Genomic DNA, 17,294 nt, shown 5'->3' on the forward strand with positions numbered 1-17,294 from the left:
TCGCGATCTGAAGCTTTACCGACTTCCGTTCTTCGGGTCCCCGGTCCCCGGTCCCTGGTCCCGCCTCCACCCCCAACCCACAGAGGTTCCAGATGACCCTAAGAATCGCCTACGTCACCAGCGGCATGGGCAGCATCGGTACCGCGATCTGCCAGAAGCTGGCCCGCAACGGGCATACCGTGGTCGCCGGTTGCGGCCCCAATTCGCCGCGCAAGGCGGCGTGGCTGCGCGAGCAGCGCGAACTGGGCTTCGACTTCATCGCCTCCGAGGGCAATGCCACCGACTGGGACTCCACTGTCGCCGCGTTCGCCAAGGTCAAGGCCGAGGTCGGCGCGATCGACGTGCTGGTCAACAACGCCGGCGGCAGCCGCGACACGCTGTTCCGGCAGATGAGCCGCGAGGACTGGCAGGCGGTGATCGCCAGCAACCTCAACTCGCTGTTCAACATCACCAAGCAGGTGGTGGACGGCATGACCACGCGCGGCTGGGGACGCATCGTCAACATCGGCGCGGTCAGCGCGCAGAAGGGCCAGATCGGGCAGATCAACTACGCCACCGCCAAGGCGGCGATGCAGGGTTTCAGCCGCGCACTGGCGCAGGAAGTGGCCTCGCGCGGGGTCACCGTCAACACGGTGTCGCCCGGCTATATCGCCAGCGCCGCGATCAGCAGTTTCCCGCCGGACGTGCTCGACCGCCTGGCGACCTCGGTGCCGCTGCGCCGGCTCGGCAAGCCCGAGGAAGTGGCCGCGCTGTGCGGCTGGTTGACCTCCGACGAGGCCGCCTACGTCACCGGTGCCGACTATGCGGTCAATGGCGGCCTGCACATGGGCTGACGGCGGGACCGCCAAGCGCGCGAACAGGCTTGCGTGCGTGGCAGCGCTGTTCGCGGCGCCGCCGCCGCCGAACCGCCGCGCATCGAGCGCGGCCATCCGAACCGGCCGCACCAAGACGGCACCGACTTCGGCCGAGACAGGCATTGCCGGTAAAGCCGTCGCGACTGAAGTCGCTCCCACAACAACGGCATGCTGCGATCGGCAGCGCCGCAGCGGCGATCGTACCGGCGGACACGTTCGTGCCGACGGCCGCCGCTGCCGACCGCCGCAGGCTCGCCTACTTCGCCAGCAACCCCAGCAACGCCTTCGCCGCGTCCTCGGACGAGGCCGGGTTCTGGCCGGTGACCAGGGTGCCGTCCACCACGACGTGCACGCCCCAGTCGGCGCCCTTCTCGTACAGGCCGCCCAGCCGCGGGAACTCGTCCTCGATCAGGAACGGCACAACATCGGTCAGCCCGACCGCAGCTTCTTCGCCATTGGTGAAACCGGTGACGCGGCGGCCCGCGACCAGCGGCTTGCCATCGGCCGTCGTGACCCGGCGCAGCGCGCCCGGCGCATGGCAGACGAAGCCGATCGGCTTGCCGGCACGTTCGAACGCCTCGATCAGCGCGATCGACGTACGGTCCTCGGCCAGATCCCACAGCGGACCATGGCCGCCGGGATAGAACACGCCGTCGTAGTCGGCCATCCGCACGTCGGCCAGCGGCCGCGTGTTCGCCAACTGCTGCTGCGCCGCCGGGTCACCCTTGAAGCGCTGCGTGGCGGCGGTCTGCGCGTCGGCGGCGTCGCTCTTCGGGTCCAGCGGCGGTTGCCCACCCTTCGGCGAGGCCAGGGTGATCTCGGCGCCGGCCTCCTGGAACACGTAATACGGCGCGGCGAATTCCTCCAGCCAGAAACCGGTCTTGTGGCCGGTATCGCCGAGGCGGTCGTGCGAGGTCAGCACCATCAGGATCTTCATGCGGGTGTCCTTTTTGCGGGGGAGCGGTGGCCGTGCGCAGGCAGGCCGGGCGCGCAGTATCGGCATGCGCGCATTCGCGGCGGGTGAGCGCGACGCGGCGGCGTTCAGGCGCCGGTGGCGTCGTCCAGTTGATCCATGCGGATGCGGTTGGCGAACAGCGAGAACGCCAGCATGCCGGCCAACCCGCTCGCACGCGCCACCCAGTCCGGCAGCCAGCGCGGCGGTGCCAGCACCCCGGCCTCGAACAGCGGCGCGAACGCAGCCACGTCCTCCAGCGCCATCTTGCCGGCGAACAGCCAGCGACACAGCGGCAGGCGGTCGCGCTGCAGCGCCTGGCGGAAGAACGTGTGCACCGATACCAGCCCGCGCAGGTACACGGTGTCCTTGGTGAACGCGGCGCCGCCGGTGGTGGGCACGCCGCGGAACACGCGCTGCGCCAGGGAGAAGCTCTCCGCCGGCGACTGCCCGGCCGCTTCGAAATAGCGGAACACCTCGATGAAGTCGGCGCCGCCACGCGCCAGCGCGATCGCCTCGATGCGCAGGCTGATCCGCTTCATCCGCGCGATGTCGATGCTGCCGGTGATCTGCTCGGCGAAGGTCGCCAGCCCTTCCTGGGTCGCGGTGACCCGCGGCGAGGACAGCGCCAGGCTCGGCAGGTGCACCTGCTCGCGGCCGTTGAGCGCGGTCAGCGAATGCACCAGCGCCTCATGGTGGAACAGCTGCGCACGGTCGTAGTCGCTGAACGAGGCGCCGGAGCGCAGGCGAATGCGGTGCGCGCCGGCCGCGGCCTTGGCCAGCAGTTCCGGATCCAGTTCCACCGCGATCACCCGCGCGCCGAAGAACGCGTCCAGATCCTGCTGCAGCAGCAGGCGCAAGGCGCTGGCCGAGACCGGCACCTGCTCTTCGGCCGACAGCAGTTCGCGGTCCAGTTCCTGCGCGATACGGATGAAGTGGCCGGCGGCATCGCGCGTGGTCGGGCCATGCCCGGGCATCGGGTCCTCGGGCGCGCCGAACAGCTGCGCCGAATACGTGCCCACCGCCGGGGTGCCCAGCGATTCCAGCAGCGCGGCGGCCATATCCCAGCTGTGCGCCGAGGCCTGCAGATAGGCGCCGAGCGGATGCGCCGGATCGGCGGCCTGGGCGATCGCGGCCAGCTCGCGGCGCGTATCGGCGAATTCCAGCCGCGGATACTGCACCTGCGGCAGCTGCGGCCGGCCACGCGCCACGCTGTCCAGGAACGGCGCCTGCAGCGCCGCCGGCCAGCTCGCCAGCGCGAGCAGGCGGATCCCGCGCACCGCCTTGACCAGGCGCGCATCCAGCGCGGCGTGATGGAGGATGTCGGCAGGCTGCGCGTTCATCGCGAGCGTGGCGGTGGCGGGACGCCGCGCGTCAGCGGCGCTGGTTGCGCGGCGGCGGACGCTTGCCGCCGGGCTTGCCGGAGGCCGGCCTGCCGGACCTGGCCGCATCCGCGTTCTGCGCCTGGCGCTGCGCCAGCTTGCTGGCGGCGCCGGCGACCTCCTCGCGCAGCTTCATGTAGTTGGCCAGCCGCGCCTCGTCGATCTCGCCACTCTCGATCGCCGCCTGCACCGCGCATCCCGGCTCGGCCAGGTGTGCGCAATCGTTGAAGCGGCACTGCGCCGCCAGCGCCTCGATGTCGGCGAACCCGCCCTCGGCCAGATCCTCCTCGCCGGTGGGCTTGAGCTCGCGCATGCCCGGCGTGTCGATCAGGCAGGCCCCCGACGGCAGCGGCAGCAACGCCCGATGCGTGGTGGTGTGGCGGCCGCGCGAATCGTTCTCGCGCACCGCCGCGGTGCGCATCTTCTGCACCCCGAGCAAGGTGTTGGTGAGGGTGGACTTGCCGGCGCCGGACGAGCCGACCAGCACCGCGGTGCGCCCGGCCCCCAGCCACGGCCGCAGCGCCGCCACGCTGTCCACGTCCTTGGCGTTGACGGTCAGCAACGGAATGTTCTGCGCCGCCAGTTCCTCCAGCACCGCCAATGCATCGTCGGCGTATTCGGTGAGATCGGCCTTGGTCAGGATCACCACCGGCTCGGCGCCACCGCCGCCGACCAGCAGCAGATAGCGCTCGATGCGCCGCGGATTGAAGTCCGCATCCAGCCCGCAGACGATGAACACCGTATCGATGTTGGCCGCGATCACCTGCTGGTGATAGTGCTCCCCGGCCGCACCGCGCTTGATCGCGGTGCGCCGCGGTAGCAGCGCCACGATGCGCTTGTCGTCCTCCAGCAGCACCCAGTCGCCGACCGCCGCGCGCTCGTGGCTGGGGAAGCGCGGCCGCTGCCACTCCGGCAAGGATTCGACCTTGAACCCGGTGTCCACCGCATCGGCCACCACGTAGCCGGTGCGGTGCTGCTCGCTGACCCGCACCGGCCGTGCCAGCGGGTGCGCGGCCATCGCCGCCAGCCAGGCCGGTTCTTCCGGCATGCCGGGCCAGGGCCAGCCGATGGGGCGCAACGCGTCGAAGTCGATCTGGGGGGAAGTCATGGGCGGATTCTAGACGGTGCCGGCCCTGGCCCGGCCGTCATGTCACATTTCCGCTACCATGCCGGTTCCACGCCCCCACCGGCCAATGCAATGCCCACGCCCCCGATCAAGCCGCTCGCGATCCGCGAACGCCTGTCCGAAGTCCGCTACGAGATCCGGGGCGAACTGGCGCGGCGAGCCCGGGAGCTGGAGGCGCAGGGGCGCAAGCTGATCAAGCTCAACATCGGCAATCCCGGCGCGTTCGGGTTCCGCGCGCCAGAACACCTGCAGCGCGCGATCGCCGACGACATGGGCCGCACCGATCCCTACACCCACCAGCAGGGCCTGCCGGAGGCGCGCGAGGCGATCGCCGCGGCCTATGCGCGGCGCCAGCACCCGGACGCGCATCCGGACCGCATCTTCATCGGCAACGGGGTCAGCGAGCTGATCGACCTGTCGCTGCGCGCGCTGCTCAATCCCGGCGACGAAGTGCTGGTGCCCTCGCCCGACTACCCGCTGTGGTCGGCCGCGACCATCCTCAACGACGGCCGCCCGGTGTACTACCGCTGCGCGCCGGAGAACGGCTTCCAGCCCGACCCGGTGGAGATCGAGACGCTGGTGTCCTCGCGCACCCGCGCCATCGTGCTGATCAACCCCAACAACCCCAGCGGCGCCAGCTATTCGCGCGAGCTGCTGGAGAAGATCGTGGCGATCGCGGCCAAGCACAACCTGCTGCTGATGGTCGACGAGATCTACGACCAGGTGCTGTACGACGGCGCCGATTTCGTGCCGGTCGCGCCGCTGGCCGGCGAGCATCCGTGCATCAGCTTCGGCGGCCTGAGCAAGGTGCACCGCGCCTGCGGCTGGCGGGTGGGCTGGGCGCTGCTGTCCGGCGCCGCCGAGCGCATCACCGAATTCCGCAACGCCATGGATCTGCTCGGCGCGCTGCGCCTGTGCGCCAACGTGCCGGGCCAGTACGCGATCGACGCCGCGGTCAACGGCCCGGACACCATCTCGCCGCTGTGCGCGCCGGGCGGGCGCCTGTACGAGACCCGCCGCGCGGTGATCGAGGCCTGCGCGGCCAGCGAGCACCTGTCGCTGGTGCAGCCGGCCGGTGCGCTGTACGCGTTCCCGGCGGTGGTCGGCGCGGCCGCGCGCAGCTTCGACGATCACGATTTCGCGCTGGAACTGATGAACGACGAGGGCGTGCTGGTGGTGCCCGGTTCCAGCTTCAACGTGCCCTACCGCCACCATTTCCGGGTGACCCTGCTGCCGGAAGCGGCGGTGATGCGCGAAGTGTTCGCGCGCATCGACCGGGTGCTGGCGCGCCGCGCCGAGGCGGCGACCAAGGTGGTGCCGCTGAAGCCGCGCAGTGCGGTGGCCGGAGCGCGGTGAGTCGGGAATGGGGAAGCGTGAGCCATTCCTGCGATTCCCGGTGCCGGTGACATGGCCGGTGCCGCCGGGATGAGCCAGCCCGGTTTCGCCCTGCTCCATGCCCCGCTGCGCTACCTGGCGCTGGGCGATTCCTACACGATCGGCGAAGGTGTCGCCGAGAGCGGGCGCTGGCCGCTGCAACTGGCCGCGGCGCTGCGCCAGGACGGCCTCGCCATCGCCGATCCGCAGATCATCGCCACCACCGGCTGGACCACCGACGAACTCGATGCCGGCATCGACGCCGCTGCGCCGCAGGGCCCGTTCGCGCTGGTCACGCTGCTGATCGGGGTCAACAACCAGTACCGCGGGCGCCCGCTCGACGAGTACCGCGAACAGTTCGCCGCACTGCTGCAACGCGCGATCGGCTTTGCCGATGGCCAGCCGCGGCGGGTACTGGCGGTGTCGATCCCGGACTGGGGCGTGACCCCGTTCGCGCAGCCGCCCGCGCACGATCCGGCCCGCATCGGCGCGCAGATCGATGCGTTCAATGCCGCCGCGCAGGCCTGCTGCCAGGCACGCGCGGTGCGCTTCGTCGACATCACCGCGGCCAGCCGCGATGGCGGCGGCAGCGCCGCGATGCTCGCCGCCGACGGCCTGCATCCGTCCGCGGCGATGTATGCGCGCTGGACCGCCCTGGTAGTGCCTGCGGCACGCGATGCGTTAGCCTAGCGGAGTACGACGCCCCGCTGCCAAGGACCGACATTGCGCGACGCCAGCACCATCCAACCCATGACCCGCCCGCAGGCCCTGGCCATCGCCCGCGCCTTCCTGCCGACGCATCCGCTCGGCAACCGCTACGACTACTACTACACCCGCACCAAGCTGCGCACCGATCCGCTCTACCCCGGCGTGCTCGCCGCGCTGCGCGGCACCGACGCGCCGGTCCTGGACCTGGGCTGCGGCCTCGGCCTGCTGGCGCATGCGTTGCGCGCCGACGGCCAGCGGCAGCGCTACCACGGGGTGGACATCGATGCGGCCAAGATCCGCCGCGCGATCCGCATCGCCGCGCGCAGCGAGCTGCACGGCGCCCACTTCGAGGTGGTCGATCTCGGCCAGGCCTGGCCCGAACACGGCGGCAGCGTCGCGATCCTGGACGTGCTGCAATACCTCGACGCCGCCATGCAGGCCAACCTGATCCGCAGCGTGGCGAAGATGCTCACCCCCGGCGCAAAGCTGGTGATCCGCAGCGGCCTGGGCGACACCAGCGGCCGCGGCCGCACCAGCCGCGTCACCGACGTGCTCGCGCACCTGGCCGGCTGGATGCAGGAAGTGCCCAAGTGCTATCCGACCCGCGACAGCCTGGAAGCGCAGCTCGACGCGGCCGGACTGCGCGCCACGTTCGCGCCGCTGTACGGCAACACCCCGTTCAACAACTGGCTGATCGTGGCCGAGCCGCGCTGACGCGGCTCGCCTCGCATTCCCGCTCGGAACGTCGCAGGACAGCGTCGCTGGAAGTCGCACGGATCGCCGCAGCCAGATCCCTGGTTACAGAAAACGCCACGCCTCGGTTGAGCGTCTGCGCTTTGCAGGGCGGCCAAGCAGCGCATTCCAAGGCCAATGCCGGCGGTTGCCGCGCTCGGCGTCTATACTGCCGCGCCGCCGCTGGCGCATCGGCAGCAACGTGCGGATCCATGGATGGACATGCAGGCCGCAGCGATGTGCAGCGCCTCCCTCTTCCAGCGACCGCGCCGATCTGCCGGGCTCGATGCGCATACCCGATCGCGGCCGTGGCACTGCGTGCCGGCGCGGCAGGCGCAGCGCATGCATACCCTATTCCCTGTCCTGCGCGCAGCGGCGCCGGGACGATCCCGTACTTCCCCGGAGTCCGCATGACCTCCCCGACGCTTCCTCCCTATTCCGGCCTCGGTATCGCATCGTTCGCGGTCAGCCTGATCGCCGCCGCGCTGATGCTCGCGTTGATCGTCGTCTGTGGGGCGCTGGTGTATTCCCAGCCCGGCAGCCTGGACGAGGACACGCCGCTGGCGATGCTGCTCGGCCTGGCGCTGATGATCACCATCTTCGCCGAGCTGGCGGCCGCCGCGCTCGGCATCGGCTGTTTCTTCCAGCGCGACCGCAGGAAACTGTACGGCGTGCTCGGCCTGATCTTCGCGATCGCGACCCTGCTCGGTGTCGTCGCGCTGATCGTCTTTGGCCAGCTCTACGACGGCTAGCGTCGGCAGGGCGGCGCGTTTCACGACATGCCCGAGCGGCGGACGCAAGGGTGCTGCGACCCGCCGCAACCGCGACGACCGGCGCCAGCTAGCTCGGCAGCACGCTGCGGTAGCCGCGTTCGTGCATTGCCTGCAACACGCCTTCCACGATTGCCAGGTTGTGGCCATGCGCCGCGCCCTCGTGCAGCAGCACGATCGCGCCGGGCTTGAGGTCGCGCACGATACGCGCCACGGTGGCGCCGGGATCGCACTTCACCCCGTCGAAGCCGCGCGCGCTCCAGGCGACCCGGGTCAGGCCATGCGCGCGCAGCGGTGCGGCCACGAATGGATTGGTCATGCCCACCACCGAGCGATACCAGCGCGGCGCGGTGCCGGCGATGGCGCTCAGCGCCTGCTGCGCCTGGCCGATCTCGCGCGCCATGCGCCGCGGGCCCAGCGCCCAGAACCAGGCCTGCGGATGGGTGTGGCTGTGGTTGCCGATGCCGTGGCCGCGGCGCAGGATCTCGCGCACCAGTTGCGGGCGTGCGGCGGCACGTGCGCCGACCAGGAAGAAAGTGGCCTTGGCCTGGTGGCGGTCGAGCAGGTCCAGCAGCGCCGCGGTGTCGTCGGAGGGGCCGTCGTCGATGGTCAGCCACACCTGCGGCGCGCTGCTGGGCAGGCGGCTGAGCACCGGGGCGTACAGCCAGGCCCGCGGCAGGAACACCGGCAGCACGAACGCGGCGTGCGAGGCCAGCAGCGCCGGCAGCCCGATCCGCCAGCCCCAGCCCCACCACAGCCAGGCCACCAGCGCCTGCGAGGCCAGCGCCCAGGCCAGCCAGCGGTAGGGATGGCGGGGGATGCGATGCAGCGTTTCCGGAACTGTCATGCCCCATGATGCCATGCGGCGTAGAATGGACGGTCCGACTCAGCGACCGAAATCACTGCCATGTCCCTCGATCCCGCCCTGCGTTCCCGCATCGAAACGTTGCTCAGTTCCAATCGCGTCGTGCTGTTCATGAAAGGCCAGCCGAGCATGCCGCAGTGCGGCTTTTCCGCCAAGGCGGTGGGCGCGCTGAACGAGTTGGGCGTCGACTTCGCCCACGTCAACGTGCTCGCCGACCAGGACATCCGCGAAGGCATCAAGGCCTACGGCGACTGGCCGACGATCCCGCAGCTGTACGTCGACGGCGAGCTCGTCGGCGGCAGCGACATCATCCTGCAGATGGCCGGCAGCGGCGAGCTGAGCGAATTGCTCGGCGTGCAGGCGCCGGACCGCACCCCGCCGGCGATCACCATCACCGACGCCGCCGCCGAGATGCTGCGCGGCGCGCTGGCCGACGCCCCGGGCGCGACCCTGGCGCTGGCGATCGATGCGCAATTCCAGCCGAACTTCCAGCTGGCCCCGACCGATCCCAACGCCATCGCCGCCGAGTCCAACGGCCTGCGCGTGCAGTTCGACCTGGCCAGCGCGCGCCGCGCCGAAGGCATCACCATCGATTGGGTCGACGACCTGCGCGGCCGCGGCCTGGCGATCGACAACCCGAACGCGCCCAAGCCGGTGCAGGAACTGAGCGTGCGCGACGCCGACGACCAGGTCCGCGCCGGCAGTCTGATCCTGGTCGACGTGCGCCCGCCGGAAGAGCGCGCGATCGCCTCGGTCAACGTGCCGTTCCGCACCCTGGACGGCGACCAGCGCGCGCAGCTGGAAGCGCTGCCGAAGGACACCGCGCTGGCGTTCCTGTGCCACCACGGCGGGCGCAGCGCGCAGGCCGCCGAGCAGTTCCGTGCGCTCGGCTTCACCCGCGTGCACAACGTGGTCGGCGGCATCGACGCCTGGGCCGACCAGGTCGACAGCGGCGTGGCCAAGTACTGAACCGGCCACGCGGCGCGACACGGCAGCATGCGGCGGGCGATCGAAGGGTCGCCCGCTTTTTTTGCGACAGCACGTCGCTCTTCAGGGGACACCGACACATGACACGCACACTGCGCTGCACCGCGGCCCTCGTCGCCCTGGCCGCCTTCTCCGCCGGCGCCGCGCCCACCCCGGCGCAGACCACGCCGCCGCCGTCGGTGATCTACGTCGCGCCCGTCGGCGAAGGCGAGACCGTGATGAGCTATGTGCCGGTGCGCAATGCGCCGTCCGACGAGGCCGACCTGGCGAAGTGGCGCGGGCTGAAGACGCCGATGCGGGTGTTCGACGATGGGAAGCAGGACGGCGTGGCGACGCCACTGGGCTTCTCGGTCGACGACAACACCATGTGCGGCGGCGACCTGCGCGTGCGCCTGAAGACCGCGCACGGCCCGGTCCTCGACCACGCCGCGCTGCTGGCCACGTTCGACCTCAATCCCGGCCAGCGCTTCACCCGCAGCACCCCCGACGCGACCCAGCGGCGCGCGCTGCTGCAGGTCGTCGGCAACGATCCGTCGGTGCGCAAGCGCTTGCCTGCCGCGGCGCTGAAGCGCCTGTTGGCGCATCTCGCCACCCCGTCCAGCGGCGACGCGCCGACGCTGACGGTGATCGCCGACGCCGAGCGCCCGGGCCACGAGGTCGCACTGGTGACCGCCAGCGTCCACGACGCTGCGCCGGCCTCGGCAGGGGACTCGCCCTACCTGACCTCCATGCTGGCGGTGCTGGAACGCAGCGACGCCGGCTGGCGGCTGCGCAAGAGCATCGCCGACTACGGCTGCGACGATTGCGAGGGCCGCAAGGACGACTACGCGCCGCTGCAGTTCGCCGACATCGACGCCGACGGCAACGTCGACTTCCTGATCCAGCATTCCGGCTACGAAACCTACGGCTTCTGGCTGCTGCACATGGTCGATGGCCAATGGCGCATCGACGACCTGGTCGGCGGCTGCTGAGCGCCTTCGGCCGCGCAAACGTTCGGCGCTGCACTGTAGGAGCGGCTTCAGCCGCGACAGGTTCTACCCGAAGAGTCTGTCGCGGCTGAAGCCGCTCCTACAAAAGTGTTGCCACGGCGCGCCGCTCAACCGGCGAAACCGCCCTCGTCCAGGAAGCGCTGCTCTTCCTGCGACGTGTCCCGCCCCAACGCCGCATTGCGGTGCGGGAAGCGGCCGAAGCGCTGGATGATGTCCTCGTGCCGCATGGCCCACTGCAGGCTGTCGGCATCGCCCAGCGCACTGAACAGCTCCACCGCCTCGCGCTGCAGCGCCGGGTCCTCGGCGTGCTCGTACGGCAGGTAGAAGAACATGCGCAGTTCCGGCTCCACCTGCCGGTCGTAGCCGGCCGCCAGCGCGCGGTGCGCGCAGCGCCGCGCCAGGCCATCGGTGGCATAGGCATGCGCGCTGCCGCGGAAGGCGTTGCGCGGCACCTGGTCGAGCAACAGCAGCAGCGCCAGCGCGCCCTCGGCGCCGTCCATCCACGCCGCGTGCTCGCCGCGCGCCGCGGCGTGGTGCGCGTCGAGCAGATGCTGGCGCACGTTCGCGTCGAACGATTCGTTGGCGGCGAACCAGCGTTCGCGGCCGGCACTGCGCCAGAACTCCACAACATCGCGGGGCGTGGTTTCGGTCATCGCACTTCCATCGGTCGGCAATCGGCTTCTATACCCGATCCGGCGTCGCCACGCGGTGCAGTGCGCAGATCCGGCATCCGCAACGCGCCTGCACTTGGCAAGCGCGCCGGCTCGGGCTAGCGTGCGCAGGCGGCTCCACGCCCGCATTCAATCATCCGGGGAAAAATCTGATGCGTCATCTGCTGCTCGCCTGCCTGGGCGTGGCGCTGTGCGGCCCTGCCGCGGCGGCCTCGCGCTTCGTCGAAGACCCCTACCCCAGCACCTACCGGGCGCTGGCGTCCACGCCGGTGCTGATCGAACACGCCACCGTGCTCACCGGCACCGGCGAGCGCCTGGACGATGCCGACGTGCTGCTGCAGGACGGCCGCGTGCAGGCCGTGGGCCGCGCGCTGGCGGCCCCGGCCAACGTCACCCGCATCGACGGCCACGGCAAGTGGGTCACGCCCGGCATCATCGACGTGCACTCGCACCTGGGCGTGTACGCCAGCCCAGGCGTCAACGCGCACAGCGACGGCAACGAGATGACCGCGCCGGTGACGCCCAACGTCTGGGCCGAGCATTCGGTGTGGCCGCAGGATCCGGGTTTCGGCACCGCGCTGGCCGGCGGCGTCACCTCGCTGCAGGTGCTGCCGGGGTCGGCCAACCTGGTCGGCGGCCGCGGCGTGACCCTGAAGAACGTGCCCGCCACCACCTACCAGGCGATGAAGTTCCCCGGCGCGCCGTGGGGCCTGAAGATGGCCTGCGGCGAGAACCCCAAGCGCGTGTACGGCGAGAAGGGCGGCCCGGCCACGCGCATGGGCAATGTCGCCGGTTACCGTGCCGCGTTCATCGACGCCAGCGAATACCTGCGCAAGAACGCGCCGAAGAAGAAGGCGCCGGAGAAGCGCCACTGGTGGAGCCGCGGCGCCGGCGACAACGACAGCTCCGGCGACAGCGGCGGCAAGCGCGACCTGAAGCTGGACACCCTGGCCGGCGCGATCAACGGCGACATCCGCGTGCACATCCACTGCTACCGCGCCGACGAGATGACCACCATGCTCGACCTGGCCAAGGAATTCGGCTTCAAGGTCGCCGCCTTCCATCACGGCGTGGAGGCCTACAAGGTCGCCGACCGGCTGGCCCAGGAAAACGTCTGCGGCGCGCTGTGGGCGGACTGGTGGGGCTTCAAGATGGAGGCCTTCGACGGCATCCAGGAAAACATCGCGCTGGTCGACCGCCCCGCCAACGGCTGCGCGATCGTGCATTCGGACTCGGAGGAAGGCATCCAGCGGCTCAACCAGGAAGCGGCCAAGGCGATGGCCGCCGGCCGCCGCGCTGGCATCGCCATCCCGCCCGAGCGCGCGATCCGCTGGCTGACCAGCAACCCCGCCAAGGCGCTGGGCATCGACAAGCAGACCGGCGCGCTGGAGCCCGGCAAGATGGCCGACGTGGTGGTGTGGAACGGCAACCCGTTCAGTTCCTACGCGCTGGCCGAAAAGGTCTACATCGACGGCGCGCAGGTCTACGACCGCGCCGACCGCCGCCTGCAACCCACATCCGACTTCATGCTCGGCCAGGAGGCTGCCCCATGAGCCGCACCCTTCCGCATCCGCGCCGCCTGGCGCAACGCCTGGCCGTCGCCGCCTGCCTGGTGCTGGGCACCGCGCCGGCCTTCGCCCAGGACGTGCTGATCCGCGGCGCCACCGTGCACACCGCCAGCGCGCGCGGCACGCTGCAGAACGCCGACGTGCTGGTCCAGGGCGGCACCATCCGCGCGGTCGGCACCGGCCTGGCGGCACCGGCCGGGGTGACCGTGGTCGAGGCCAAGGGCCGCCCGCTGACCCCGGCGCTGTTCGGCGGCATCACCGAGATCGGCATCGAGGAAGTGTCCGGCGAATCGTCCACTGTGGATAGCGCCGTGACCTTGCCGCGCGACCAGCCGATGCGCCCGGAGTTCGACGTCACCCTGGCCTACAACCCCGAGTCGGTGCTGATCCCGGTCGCGCGCGTGGAGGGCATCGGCTTCACCGCGCTCGGCGCCAACAGCGGCGGCGCCTTCATCGCCGGCCAGGGCGCGGTGATGCGCCTGGACGGCGGCGCCGATCCGATCGGCCCGCGCGCGCTGTACGTGCGCCTGGGCAGCGACGCGCTGGAACTGAGCGGCAAGTCGCGCGCGGCGCAATGGATGCTGCTCGACCAGTTGGTGAGCGAAGCGCGCGGACGCATGCCGGCGGACTCGCCGCACGCGCTGCTGACCCCGGCCGGCCGCGCCGTGCTGGCCAGGTACCTGGCCGGCCAGGGCCGCATCGTGGTGGCGGTGAACCGGGCGGCCGACATCCGCCAGCTGCTGCGCTGGGCGCAGCGCGAGAAGGTGCGCATCGCCATCGCCGGCGGCGACGAGGCGTGGAAGCTGGCGCCGCAGCTGGCCGCGGCGCAGGTGCCGGTGTTCGTCAACGCGCTGGACGATCTGCCCGCCAGCTTCGACCAGATCGGCGCCACCCTGGAAAACGCCGCGCGCCTGCACGCGGCCGGCGTCGCGGTGAGCTTCACCCAGGGCGGCGACGGCTCGCACAACGCGCGCAAGCAGCGCCAGCTGGCCGGCAACGCGGTGGCCCACGGCCTGCCCTGGGACGACGGTCTGGCCGGCCTGACCCGGGTGCCGGCCGAGGCGCTGGGCGTGGGCGACAGGCTGGGCAGCATCGCCCCCGGCAAGCTCGCCGACCTGGTGCTGTGGGAAGGCGATCCGCTGGACGTGGCCCACTACGCCGAGCAGGTCTGGCTGGGCGGCCGCGCGCTGCCGATGCGCTCGCGCCAGACCGAACTGCGCGACCGTTACATGAAGCAGTCCGGCGCGCTGCCGCGGGCGTACCCGTAGTAGCCGCGCACGACGTGGCGCTGCCGCCATCGGCAGCGCCACGTCGTGCGCGGTGACACGCGACCGGCCACACCCTCGTGCGACGTGCCGCGCCTAGTTCGCGCCGATATTGGCCTGGAACCAGGCCCAGCCGTTGCCGCGCACCACCTCGAATCCCGCTTCGACCACGTGCAGGTACATCGCGTTGCTGTAGCGCCCGTCCTGCGCGCGGTTGTTGTGCAGCCAGGTCAGGAACGGCTTGATGTCGATGTTGAGGTTGCCGTTGGTCGGCAGGTTCGGCTGGCCGGCGGTGTTGTGCGGGATGAAGGTGTAAACGTAGTAGCCGGCGGAGGTGTTCATGCCCTCCCACAGGTCGAAGCTGTAGCCGCCGGCGCTGATCACATTGCTCGCGGTCAGCGTGCCGATCGGATAGGAATTGTGGCCGCCCCAGATCATCACCTCGGTCTGCGGGATCGCGCTGGAGGAGGTGTTGTTGTCCCAGCGCAGGAACAGGTCGTAGGCGAAATCGCCGGCCATGTTGCTGCCGCCGGACGAATAGGCGAACGTGGACGGCAGCGATTGCAGTGCCGACACCTGCCGCGGAAAGGTGCGGTCGGACGTCGGATTGAATCCGTAGTGCGAGCCGCGCAGGATCGCCGGATAGCCGTACAGGCTGGAATTGGCGAAGTTGAAGGTCACGGTCATGCTCGGCGTGCTGCCGCTGTGGAACGTGCCCTGGATGACGTTGTTGGGATCGTTGAAGTTGTTCACCCAGGCGTACTGGTTGCCGTACACCTGGTACGGCCCGGCCAGTGCCGCCGGTGCGAAGGCGACCAGTACCAGTGCGAACAGCGCACGCAGCCGGCGCGCGCGGCGCCAGGCGGATGGCGCGGCGGTGGCGGCGGAACAGCGGCGCGGCAAGGCGGCGGCGATCTCGATGTCGTGCATGTCGGTCTCTCCTCAGCGTGTCGGACAACTTCGGCAGCGGGGCTGCTGCCACGACGGACGCTAGCAAGGCGTCCTCGTGCGGAGCTATGAAAAGACGCGGGCGCGGCATGCGCTGACGCAATACCGTTACTCGCTCGAGGCCGTCCGAGTGCGCCGCTTCCCAGTTCCAACGTGCAGCTGAGATTTGCGCGCGGCATTGTCTACGCCAGCCGCAGCGGCGACGCCGGTTCCTCGCCCGCCGCTTCGCAGCGCAACATGGCCGCGCGATGTGCCACGCCGCGATAAGCTGGCGACATCCTCCCAGGAGACGCCCATGACCCTGCGCTGGTATTTCGATTTCGTCTCGCCGTTTTCCTATCTGCACTGGCACAAGCTCAAGGCGCTGCCCGAGTTCGCGCAGATCGAACCGGTGCCGATCGTGTTCGGCGCGGTGTTGCAGCATCTGCACACGCGCGGGCCGGCGGAGATCCCGCACAAACGCAGCTTCACCTACCAGTTCGTGCAGTGGCAGGCGCAGCACGAGGGCGTGCCGCTGCGCTTTCCGCCGGCGCATCCGTTCAATCCGCTGGCGGCGCTGCGCCTGTGCATCGCCGCCGGCAGCACGCCGCAGGCGATCGATGCGATCTTCGACTGGCTGTGGCGCGACGGCCGTGCCGGCGACGATGCGGCGGCGCTGGCCCCGCTGGCGCTGGCCCTGGGCATCGCCGATGCGCCGGCCGCACTTGCCGATCCGTAGGTCAAGGCGCAGTTGCGCGGCAATACCGATCAGGCGATCGCCGCCGGCGTGTTCGGCGTACCGACGCTGCAGATCGGCGATGCCCTGTTGTGGGGCAACGATGCGCACCCGCTGATGCAGGCGCTGCTGGCCGATCCGCAGTTGCTGCAGCGCGGCGAAATGGCGCGGCTGGCGGCGCTGCCCGTCGGCGTGCAGCGCGGCGCCTGACCCAGCCGCGACGCCGCCCGGCGTCTGCGCTACCCTAGCCGGCAGTAACCAAGCGCGATGCCGGAGGGGGCCAGATGCGTATCGGGATCGTGGTGGACTCCGCCTGCGACTTGCCGCAGGACTACATCGCAGACAACAACATCGTGTTGCTGCCGATCAGCGTGCGTATCGGCGAGGCATTGCTGGCCGACCATCGCGACGAGGAAGCCACGCTGAGCTTCCTGCATGCGCACGTGGCCGAACACGGCGCCGAGGCGGAAACCATCCCGTTCAGCGTCGCGCAGATCCGCGAGCTGTTCCTGAGCCGGCTGGTGATCGACTACGACCACGTGTTCTGCATGACCATCACCAAGACCCGCAGCCCGATCCACCAGCATGCGCTGCAGGCCAGCTTCGCCATCCTCAACGACTACAAGCCGATCCGCCAGGCCGCCGGGCACACCTCGCCGTTCGCGCTGCGGGTGATCGACACGCAGAACCTGTTCGCCGCGCAGGCGGTGACCGCGGTGGAAGCGGTGCGGCTGCGCGCGGCCGGGGCCAGCGTGCAGGCGATCCGCGAGCGGCTGGAGGAACTGGCCGGCAACGTGCACGGCTACATGATCACCCGCGATCTGTACTACATGCGCGCCCGCGCGCGCAGCAAGGGCGACCGCAGCGTCGGCCTGCTCAGCGCCGCGCTCGGCACCGCGCTGGACATCAAGCCGGTGCTGCACGGCTATCGCGGCGAGACCGCGCCGGTGGCCAAGATCAAGGGCTTCGACGCGGCGGTGCAGAAACTGTTCGAGTTCGTCGGCAAGCGCGTCGCCGCCGGGCTGATGACGCCGACGCTGTGCCTGAGCTACGGCGGCGAGCTGAGCGAGCTGCGCGCCCTGCCCGGCTACGCGGCGTTGCGCCAGGCCTGCGAGACGCATGCGGTGGAGGTGCTGGAAAGCGTGATGAGCCTGACCGGCATGGTCAACGTCGGCAAGGGCGCGATCACCCTGGGCTTCGCCGACGCGCCGCATACGTTCGCCTAGCGTCACGGGCGAATCTTGTCGTTGCAGGAGCGGCTTCAGCCGCGACAGGTGCTATCGGCAGCTTGTCGCGGCTGAAGCCGCTCCTACAACGGCTCCGGCGTAGACGGCCCACTCACGACGCCGCCTGCTAGGCTGCGCCGCACCGCTCCACAGAGGAACCAC

16 protein-coding genes and 1 pseudogene are annotated in these 17,294 nt (G+C 70.6%); 11 read left to right on the top strand and 6 right to left on the bottom strand.

Annotated elements, in window-relative coordinates:
• Nucleotides 1-92 precede the first annotated feature (92 nt).
• A complete protein-coding gene (gene phbB / locus NUG20_RS17425; RefSeq protein ID WP_263395682.1) occupies nucleotides 93-833 on the top strand; it encodes an acetoacetyl-CoA reductase in 741 nt (246 codons plus the stop codon).
• Between the two features lie 277 nt (nucleotides 834-1,110).
• Here phbB and NUG20_RS17430 read toward each other — a convergent pair whose 3' ends face one another.
• From NUG20_RS17430 to rsgA, 3 genes are all read right to left on the bottom strand, one after another.
• Nucleotides 1,111-1,791, bottom strand: a complete 681-nt coding sequence (locus NUG20_RS17430; protein WP_263395683.1) for a type 1 glutamine amidotransferase domain-containing protein — start codon at nucleotides 1,789-1,791, stop codon at nucleotides 1,111-1,113.
• Nucleotides 1,792-1,895: 104 nt separating this feature from the next.
• The gene (locus tag NUG20_RS17435) at nucleotides 1,896-3,149 is read right to left on the bottom strand and encodes a flavohemoglobin expression-modulating QEGLA motif protein (protein ID WP_263395684.1); all 1,254 of its coding nucleotides are present in this window, start codon (nucleotides 3,147-3,149) and stop codon (nucleotides 1,896-1,898) included.
• Between the two features lie 31 nt (nucleotides 3,150-3,180).
• Nucleotides 3,181-4,296: a ribosome small subunit-dependent GTPase A gene (rsgA, locus tag NUG20_RS17440; RefSeq protein WP_263395685.1), complete on the bottom strand. Its 1,116-nt coding sequence runs from the start codon at nucleotides 4,294-4,296 to the stop codon at nucleotides 3,181-3,183.
• Nucleotides 4,297-4,386: 90 nt separating this feature from the next.
• Here rsgA and NUG20_RS17445 point away from each other — a divergent pair, with 90 nt between their 5' ends.
• The 4 genes from NUG20_RS17445 to NUG20_RS17460 all read left to right on the top strand — a co-directional run bounded on the left by NUG20_RS17445 (nucleotide 4,387) and on the right by NUG20_RS17460 (nucleotide 7,880).
• The gene (locus NUG20_RS17445) at nucleotides 4,387-5,670 is read left to right on the top strand and encodes a pyridoxal phosphate-dependent aminotransferase (RefSeq protein WP_263395686.1); all 1,284 of its coding nucleotides are present in this window, start codon (nucleotides 4,387-4,389) and stop codon (nucleotides 5,668-5,670) included.
• A 69-nt stretch (nucleotides 5,671-5,739) separates the two neighbouring features.
• Nucleotides 5,740-6,378 (top strand): SGNH/GDSL hydrolase family protein, encoded by a 639-nt coding sequence (locus tag NUG20_RS17450; protein ID WP_263395687.1) that lies wholly within the window; start codon nucleotides 5,740-5,742, stop codon nucleotides 6,376-6,378.
• 60 nt (nucleotides 6,379-6,438) lie between these two features.
• Nucleotides 6,439-7,110, top strand: coding sequence for a methyltransferase domain-containing protein (locus NUG20_RS17455; RefSeq protein WP_263395688.1), 672 nt, complete (start codon nucleotides 6,439-6,441; stop codon nucleotides 7,108-7,110).
• 326 nt (nucleotides 7,111-7,436) lie between these two features.
• Nucleotides 7,437-7,880 carry a hypothetical protein gene (locus tag NUG20_RS17460; protein ID WP_263395689.1) on the top strand — a complete coding sequence of 148 codons (444 nt, stop codon included), beginning with the start codon at nucleotides 7,437-7,439 and terminating at the stop codon, nucleotides 7,878-7,880.
• 88 nt (nucleotides 7,881-7,968) lie between these two features.
• On the opposite strand, the gene NUG20_RS17465 is transcribed toward NUG20_RS17460, so the two are convergent.
• Entirely contained in the window at nucleotides 7,969-8,760 is a 792-nt protein-coding gene (locus tag NUG20_RS17465) for a polysaccharide deacetylase family protein (protein ID WP_263395690.1), read from the bottom strand.
• 45 nt (nucleotides 8,761-8,805) lie between these two features.
• On the opposite strand from NUG20_RS17465, the gene grxD reads away from it, so the two are divergent.
• Both grxD and NUG20_RS17475 read left to right on the top strand, forming a co-directional pair.
• Nucleotides 8,806-9,732 carry a Grx4 family monothiol glutaredoxin gene (gene grxD, locus NUG20_RS17470; RefSeq protein ID WP_263395691.1) on the top strand — a complete coding sequence of 309 codons (927 nt, stop codon included), beginning with the start codon at nucleotides 8,806-8,808 and terminating at the stop codon, nucleotides 9,730-9,732.
• 98 nt (nucleotides 9,733-9,830) lie between these two features.
• Nucleotides 9,831-10,721, top strand: a complete 891-nt coding sequence (locus NUG20_RS17475; RefSeq protein WP_263395692.1) for a hypothetical protein — start codon at nucleotides 9,831-9,833, stop codon at nucleotides 10,719-10,721.
• Nucleotides 10,722-10,846: 125 nt separating this feature from the next.
• Here the strand turns inward: NUG20_RS17475 and NUG20_RS17480 are convergent, their stop codons facing one another.
• A complete protein-coding gene (locus NUG20_RS17480) occupies nucleotides 10,847-11,392 on the bottom strand; it encodes a DUF924 family protein (protein WP_263395693.1) in 546 nt (181 codons plus the stop codon).
• Between the two features lie 170 nt (nucleotides 11,393-11,562).
• Between NUG20_RS17480 and NUG20_RS17485 the strand changes: the two genes are divergently transcribed.
• A complete protein-coding gene (locus NUG20_RS17485; protein WP_263395694.1) occupies nucleotides 11,563-12,963 on the top strand; it encodes an amidohydrolase in 1,401 nt (466 codons plus the stop codon).
• Nucleotides 12,960-14,246, top strand: a complete 1,287-nt coding sequence (locus NUG20_RS17490) for an amidohydrolase family protein (protein WP_263395695.1) — start codon at nucleotides 12,960-12,962, stop codon at nucleotides 14,244-14,246. The genes NUG20_RS17485 and NUG20_RS17490 overlap by 4 nt, the downstream gene beginning before the upstream one ends.
• 93 nt (nucleotides 14,247-14,339) lie before the next feature.
• Here the strand turns inward: NUG20_RS17490 and NUG20_RS17495 are convergent, their stop codons facing one another.
• Complete coding sequence (locus tag NUG20_RS17495; RefSeq protein WP_263395696.1) at nucleotides 14,340-15,173, bottom strand: GH12 family glycosyl hydrolase domain-containing protein; 834 nt, start codon at nucleotides 15,171-15,173, stop codon at nucleotides 14,340-14,342.
• A 313-nt stretch (nucleotides 15,174-15,486) separates the two neighbouring features.
• Between NUG20_RS17495 and NUG20_RS17500 the strand changes: the two are divergent.
• Nucleotides 15,487-16,116, top strand: a pseudogene (locus tag NUG20_RS17500) (DsbA family protein).
• Nucleotides 16,117-16,190: 74 nt separating this feature from the next.
• A complete protein-coding gene (locus NUG20_RS17505; RefSeq protein ID WP_263395697.1) occupies nucleotides 16,191-17,132 on the top strand; it encodes a DegV family protein in 942 nt (313 codons plus the stop codon).
• Nucleotides 17,133-17,294: the final 162 nt, after the last annotated feature.

The sequence above is a fragment of the Xanthomonas sp. CFBP 8443 genome (genome assembly GCF_025666195.1).
In the GTDB taxonomy this organism is placed as follows: domain Bacteria; phylum Pseudomonadota; class Gammaproteobacteria; order Xanthomonadales; family Xanthomonadaceae; genus Xanthomonas_A.